Here is a 5,439-nt window from a genome sequence, read left to right on the forward strand (position 1 = left end):
CGTCCGCTGTCGGTGTCCCCGCCGGGTCCCCGGATCCCAGGGTGGCCCGGATCGCGGCCGCCACCCCGGGGCCGATCCCGGGGACCCCACAGAGGTCGTCGATCCCGGCCGCCCGGAGCGCGGACACGGTGGGGAACGTCTCCAGCAGTGCGGCGCGGCGTGCGGGCCCGAGACCGGGCACCTCGTCGAGGACCGACGTCGTCATCCGTTTTGACCTGGCCCCCCGGTGCGCGCGGATCGCGAAGCGGTGTGCCTCGTCGCGCAGACGCTGGAGGAGGAACAGACCCTCGCCGTGCCGCGGGAAGATGACCGGGTACTCCTCCCCGGGCAACCAGATCTCCTCGAGTCGCTTGGCGATCCCGATCACCGGGACGTCGGTGACGCCGAGCTCGGACAGGACCTCGGCGGCGGCCTCCACCTGGGGCCGACCGCCGTCCACCACGAAGAGCTGGGGAGGGTAGGCGAATCGGCGGGTCGGAGTGGACCTGCCCGCCCCCGCATCGTCGGGCTCGGCCCGGTCGTCGACGGGGCCGTCGGTGTCATCCGGGGTCACCGCCGGCTCCTCGTGGTACCGCCGGAACCGTCGGCGGGTCACCTCGGCGATGCTCGCGACGTCGTCGGAGTGACCGTCGCCGGCCGCCTCGCGGATCCGGTAGAGGCGGTAGTCGCTCTTGCGGGGCAGCCCGTCCTCGAACACCACCAGTGAGGCCATGACGTCGGTGCCCTGGGTGTGCGAGATGTCCACGCACTCGATCCGGAGGGGGGCCGTGTCGAGCTCCAGGGTCTCCTGGATCTCCTGCAGCGCGGCCGACCGTGCGGTCAGGTCACCGCTGCGGCGCAGTTTGTGCTGGGTCAGGGCCTCCACCGCGTTGCGTCGGACGGTCTCGGCCAGCGAGCGCTTGTCGCCGCGCCGGGGGATCCGCAGCGACACACGGGATCCGCGCAGGGTGGAGAGCCAGTCGGCGAGCTCGTCGGCGTCCTCCGGGAGGGCCGGTACCAACACCTCCCGTGGCACCGCGGCGGCGAGATCGGCGCCCGAGTCGGCGGCCCCGGCCAGGTCGGCCTCCCCTCCGTAGAACTGGGCGAGGTAGTCCGAGACGACACCGGGGACCGCGAGCGCCGGGTCGAACCGGCCGTCGGCGTCCACCCCGTGTGCGTGCTCGACCACCCATCCGCGCTGGCCACGGATGCGCCCGTTGCGGACGTGGAAGACCTGGACGGAGACCTCCAGCTCGTCGGCCTCGACGCCCACGACGTCGGCGTCGGTACCGTCGCCCAGGACCACGGCCTGCTTCTCCATGGCCCGCCTCATCGCGCCGAGATCGTCCCGCAGCCGGGCCGCGCGCTCGAAATCCAGGTCCTCGGACGCCTCGAGCATCCGCTTCTCGATCCGCTTCATGATGACGTCGGTCCGGCCGGCGAGGAAGTCGCAGAGTTCGTCGACTATCTCGCGGTGCTCGTCCGCGGTCACCCGACCGATACACGGGGCGGCGCACTTGTCGATGTAGCCGAGCAGGCAGGGGCGGCCGAGCTGGGCCTGTCGTCGGAACACCCCGGCCGAACACGACCGCACCGGGAACACCCGTTGGAGTGTGTCGAGCGTGTCCCGGATCGCCCACGCGTGGGAATAGGGACCGAAGTAGCGGGTCCCGGCCCGGCGCGGCCCCCGGTAGACGAATGCGCGCGGGAACTCCTCCCCCACCGTCACCGCCAGGAGCGGGTAGGTCTTGTCATCCCGGTACCGCACGTTGAAGCGGGGGTCGTACTTCTTGATCCACGTGTACTCCAGTTGGAGCGCCTCCACCTCGGTGGAGACGACGGTCCACTGGACGCCCGCGGCGGCGGTGACCATCTGTCTGGTGCGCGGGTGGAGCAGGGTGAGGTCGGCGAAGTACGACCCGACCCGGCTGCGGAGGTTCTTGGCCTTGCCCACGTAGATGACGCGGCCCTGGGCGTCGCGGAACCGGTAGACCCCCGGTTCCGTCGGGATGGAACCGGGGGCTGGGCGGTAGGTGCGCGGGTCGGCCACGACGCCTCAGCGGTCGGCGACGGTCTCGGGGTCGGCGGCCGAGGGCTTGTACCGGCGGACCGTCTCCCGCATGGTGCCCATGGCGTCGACCGCGTCCTGACCGTCGACGGTGAGGATGGCCCAGACCCCGACGTGCTCGTACGCCGGCAGTTCGAGCCGCGGCCACATGCTCGATCGGGGGAACGTGATCCCCACGACGTCGTGCCAGTCCCAGAGCCGCGACCGCAGTGGTCCGCGGACCTCGACCCCCTGTTCGCCCACCCGCACCCTGATCCGGAGGAGGGTGAGCAGGACGCCGGCGAAGATCAGGCCGATCGCCACGAAGGCGAGCTGGTCGGCGAGCCCGATGGTGACCCCGGTGTCGTCGCGGACCAACACGACCGCCCAGACGACGTGGGCGAGGATGATGAGGATCGCCAGCGCGATCACGGCGATCCGGAGTCGCCGTGGGCGGTGTTCGAAGTCCCAGTGGGTCTGCCCCGGGCGCTCGAGATCAGAACGTCCGGTCATCGTCCGGCCCGCAGGTCGCGCAGGGTGACGGCCGCCCGCAGGGCGGCGGCGACCGCCTCCCCGCCCTTGTCCTCGGTGGCGCCCTCGTGCCCGTCACGGTCGCGGGCCTGGGCCTCGTTCTCGGTGGTGAGGACCCCGTGGGCGACCGGCGTGGCCTCGTCGAGCGCGATCCGGGTCAGGCCGTCGGTCACCGAGCCGCAGACGTAGTCGAAGTGCGGGGTCGAGCCCCGGATGACCACCCCGAGGGCCACCACGGCGTCGTGTGACCTGGCGAGTTCCTGGGCGACCACCGGGAGCTCCACGGCTCCCGTGACACGGGCGACGGTGACCACCGCCCCGGAGGTCTCGGCCACCGCGAGGGCCCGGTCCATCAGTTGCGCGCAGATCTCGTCGTGCCAGGTGGAGGCCACCACGCCCAGCCGCAGCCCGCGGGCGTCGGGGATCACCAATTCCGGCCTACCGGTGCCGCTCATCGCCGATCCTCTCCGTTGGTGTCCGGGTCGATCCCGTCGTCCAGGCCCTCGAGCAGGTGGCCCATCCGGTCCCGCTTGGTCCGCAGGTACCGGAGGTTCTCCGGGGTCACCGCGGTGGGCATGGGGACCCGCGCCACCACCTCGACCCCGCCGGCACGGAGGGCGTCGGCCTTGGCGGGGTTGTTGGTCATCAGCCGCACGCGCGTCACCCCGAGATCGCGCAGCATCTGCGCGGCCAGGCTGAAGTCCCTGGCATCGGCGGGCAGCCCGAGGTCGAGGTTCGCGTCCACCGTGTCGCGGCCGTCGTCCTGAAGCTGATAGGCGCGGAGCTTCTGCACCAGGCCGATCCCCCGGCCCTCGTGACCGCGCATGTAGAGGACCACCCCGCGCCCCTCCTCGCACACCGAGGCGACGGCCGCGTCCAGTTGCGGACCGCAATCGCAGCGCAGCGAGTGGAAGACGTCCCCGGTGAGGCACTCGGAGTGGATGCGGACCGACACGGGCTCGTCGCCCGAGATGTCGCCGGCGACCATGGCCACGTGCTCGACCCCCTGGAGGACGTCGCGGTACCCGTGGGCGGTCATCGTGCCGGCCGGGGTCGGGATGCGGGCGGCGGCCTCGTGGATCACCTGCACCTCGTGCGCCCGCCGCCAGTCCTGCAGGGCCTCGATCGTGATCAGCGCGAGCCCGTGCTCGTCGGCGAAGCGCCGCAGTTCCGGGGTCCGGGCCATGGTGGTCGGATCGTCCTCGGACACGATCTCGCAGATCACCCCGGCGGGCCGCAGGCCGGCCAGGCGGGCGAGGTCCACCGCGGATTCCGTGTGACCCGGCCGGGTGAGCACCCCGCCGGGACGCGCGCGCAGCGGCACCACGTGACCCGGGCGGGTGAAGTCCCCGGGGACGGCTTCGGTGGAGGCCAGCATCCGGGCGGTGCGGGCGCGGTCTGCGGCCGAGATCCCGGTCGAGACTCCGGTACGGGCGTCCACGGTCACCGTGTAGGCGGTGTCGTGCCGGTCCTCGTTGATCGCCCGCATCGGCGGCAGATCCAGGCGGAGGCAGTCCTCGGCCTCGAGCGCGACGCAGACGTACCCCGACGAGTAACGCACGAGGAAGCCCATGAGCTCGGGGGTCGCGAGCTCGGCGGCGAAGATCAGGTCGCCCTCGTTCTCCCGGTCCTCGCTGTCCACCACGACCACGGCTCGTCCCGCCGCGATGTCGGCGATGGCGCGGTCGATGCCGTCGAAGGTGGTCACTGCTGCGGGTTCTCCTCGGTACTCATCAAACCCGGGCGTCGGCCGCGGGCACGGCCACAAGTATGGCGCATCCGGTCACCGGGACCGGCCACCGCGTCCACCGAGGAGACGCTCCACGTACTTGGCCAGCACATCGACCTCGAGGTTGACCGCGTCCCCCGGGGTCAGGCGGCCGAGGATCGTGTCCTCCAGCGTGGTGGGGATGAGCGAGACCTCGAACCACGGTTCGGTCTGGTCGAGCGCACTGACCGCCGACACGGTGAGAGAGGTGCCCGACACCGTGATCGACCCCTTCTCCACCACGTAACGGGCCAGGTCCTGCGGCAACGAGATGCGCACCACGTGCCACTGGTCGTGCTCGGTCCTGCTGATCACCGCGCCGGTCCCGTCGACGTGCCCCTGGACGATGTGACCCCCGAACCGCGCGTCCGCCCGCATCGCCCGCTCCAGGTTCACCGGGTCCCCGGGGCTCAGCGCACCCAGGGCGGTGCGGTCCAGGGTCTCGGCCATGACGTCGGCGTCGAATCCCTCTCCGGCGGTGAACTCCGTGACGGTGAGGCAGACGCCGTTGACGGAGATCGACTCCCCGTGACGGGCGTCCGACGTGACGAGGGGTCCGCGGATCCGCAGTCGCGCGGAGTCCCCGACGGTCTCGACCGATTCCAGCGTGCCGAGTTCCTCGACGATTCCGGTGAACATCAGTGTGGTCCTCTCGTGGGTGTGGTCATGCGTGCCGAGTGATCCGCGCGGTCATCCGGTGGGTCTGGTCAGGCGGAGGTAGACGTCACGTCCCAGGGTCGCGGTCTCGCGCACGTCGAAGCCGTGGGCCCCGGCGAGCGTGTCGACCCCGGCACCCTCGACGGCGGACCGACCGTCTCCCAGCACGATCGGGGCGAGGTAGGCCTCGACCTCGTCGACGAGCCCGGCGGCGAGGAACGCCCCGGCCAGACGGGGGCCGCCCTCGACCAGGACGTGCTGGACATCGCCGAGCATCGAGAGTGCCTCCGCGGGATCGCGGGTGGCCAGGTGCCGGAACCGGCCGTCGGTGCCCCGGACGGCGGCGTCCGGGGGCACCGGTGCCAGTCCCATCACCGCCCGGAGCGGTTGCCGGTCTGTGGGTGTCCCGTCGTCCGACCTGGCGGTGAGCGACGGGTCGTCGGCGGCGCGGGTCCCC

The 5,439-nt window shown here is 72.0% G+C and carries 6 protein-coding genes; all 6 read right to left on the bottom strand.

Features of this window, described 5'->3' with window-relative positions; genetic code table 11:
• On the bottom strand, window positions 1–2,029 hold a 2,029-nt coding region (uvrC, locus tag G6017_RS14010), incomplete at its 3' end, for an excinuclease ABC subunit UvrC (protein WP_182617904.1).
• A gap of 6 nt (window positions 2,030–2,035) precedes the next feature.
• Complete coding sequence (locus tag G6017_RS14015) at window positions 2,036–2,539, bottom strand: PH domain-containing protein (RefSeq protein ID WP_182617905.1); 504 nt, start codon at window positions 2,537–2,539, stop codon at window positions 2,036–2,038.
• Window positions 2,536–3,012 (bottom strand): 6,7-dimethyl-8-ribityllumazine synthase, encoded by a 477-nt coding sequence (gene ribH, locus G6017_RS14020; RefSeq protein ID WP_179525336.1) that lies wholly within the window; start codon window positions 3,010–3,012, stop codon window positions 2,536–2,538. The genes G6017_RS14015 and ribH overlap by 4 nt, the downstream gene beginning before the upstream one ends.
• Window positions 3,009–4,265 carry a bifunctional 3,4-dihydroxy-2-butanone-4-phosphate synthase/GTP cyclohydrolase II gene (locus G6017_RS14025; protein WP_182609493.1) on the bottom strand — a complete coding sequence of 419 codons (1,257 nt, stop codon included), beginning with the start codon at window positions 4,263–4,265 and terminating at the stop codon, window positions 3,009–3,011. The genes ribH and G6017_RS14025 overlap by 4 nt, the downstream gene beginning before the upstream one ends.
• A gap of 75 nt (window positions 4,266–4,340) precedes the next feature.
• Window positions 4,341–4,964 carry a riboflavin synthase gene (locus G6017_RS14030; RefSeq protein WP_182617907.1) on the bottom strand — a complete coding sequence of 208 codons (624 nt, stop codon included), beginning with the start codon at window positions 4,962–4,964 and terminating at the stop codon, window positions 4,341–4,343.
• 51 nt (window positions 4,965–5,015) lie between these two features.
• The coding region (locus G6017_RS14035; protein WP_182617909.1) for a RibD family protein at window positions 5,016–5,439 on the bottom strand (424 nt) is incomplete at its 5' end.

It is taken from the genome of Dietzia sp. B44 (assembly GCF_014145245.1).
GTDB classification, from domain to species: Bacteria; Actinomycetota; Actinomycetes; order Mycobacteriales; family Mycobacteriaceae; genus Dietzia; species Dietzia natronolimnaea.

Bases quoted from the DNA above. Each gene is read 5' to 3' on its own strand.
- G6017_RS14030 (WP_182617907.1), bottom strand. From the start codon at position 4,964: ATGTTCACCGGAATCGTCGAGGAACTCGGCACGCTGGAATCGGTCGAG.
- ribH (WP_179525336.1), bottom strand. From the start codon at position 3,012: ATGAGCGGCACCGGTAGGCCGGAATTGGTGATCCCCGACGCCCGCGGG.
- G6017_RS14015 (WP_182617905.1), bottom strand. From the start codon at position 2,539: ATGACCGGACGTTCTGATCTCGAGCGCCCGGGGCAGACCCACTGGGAC.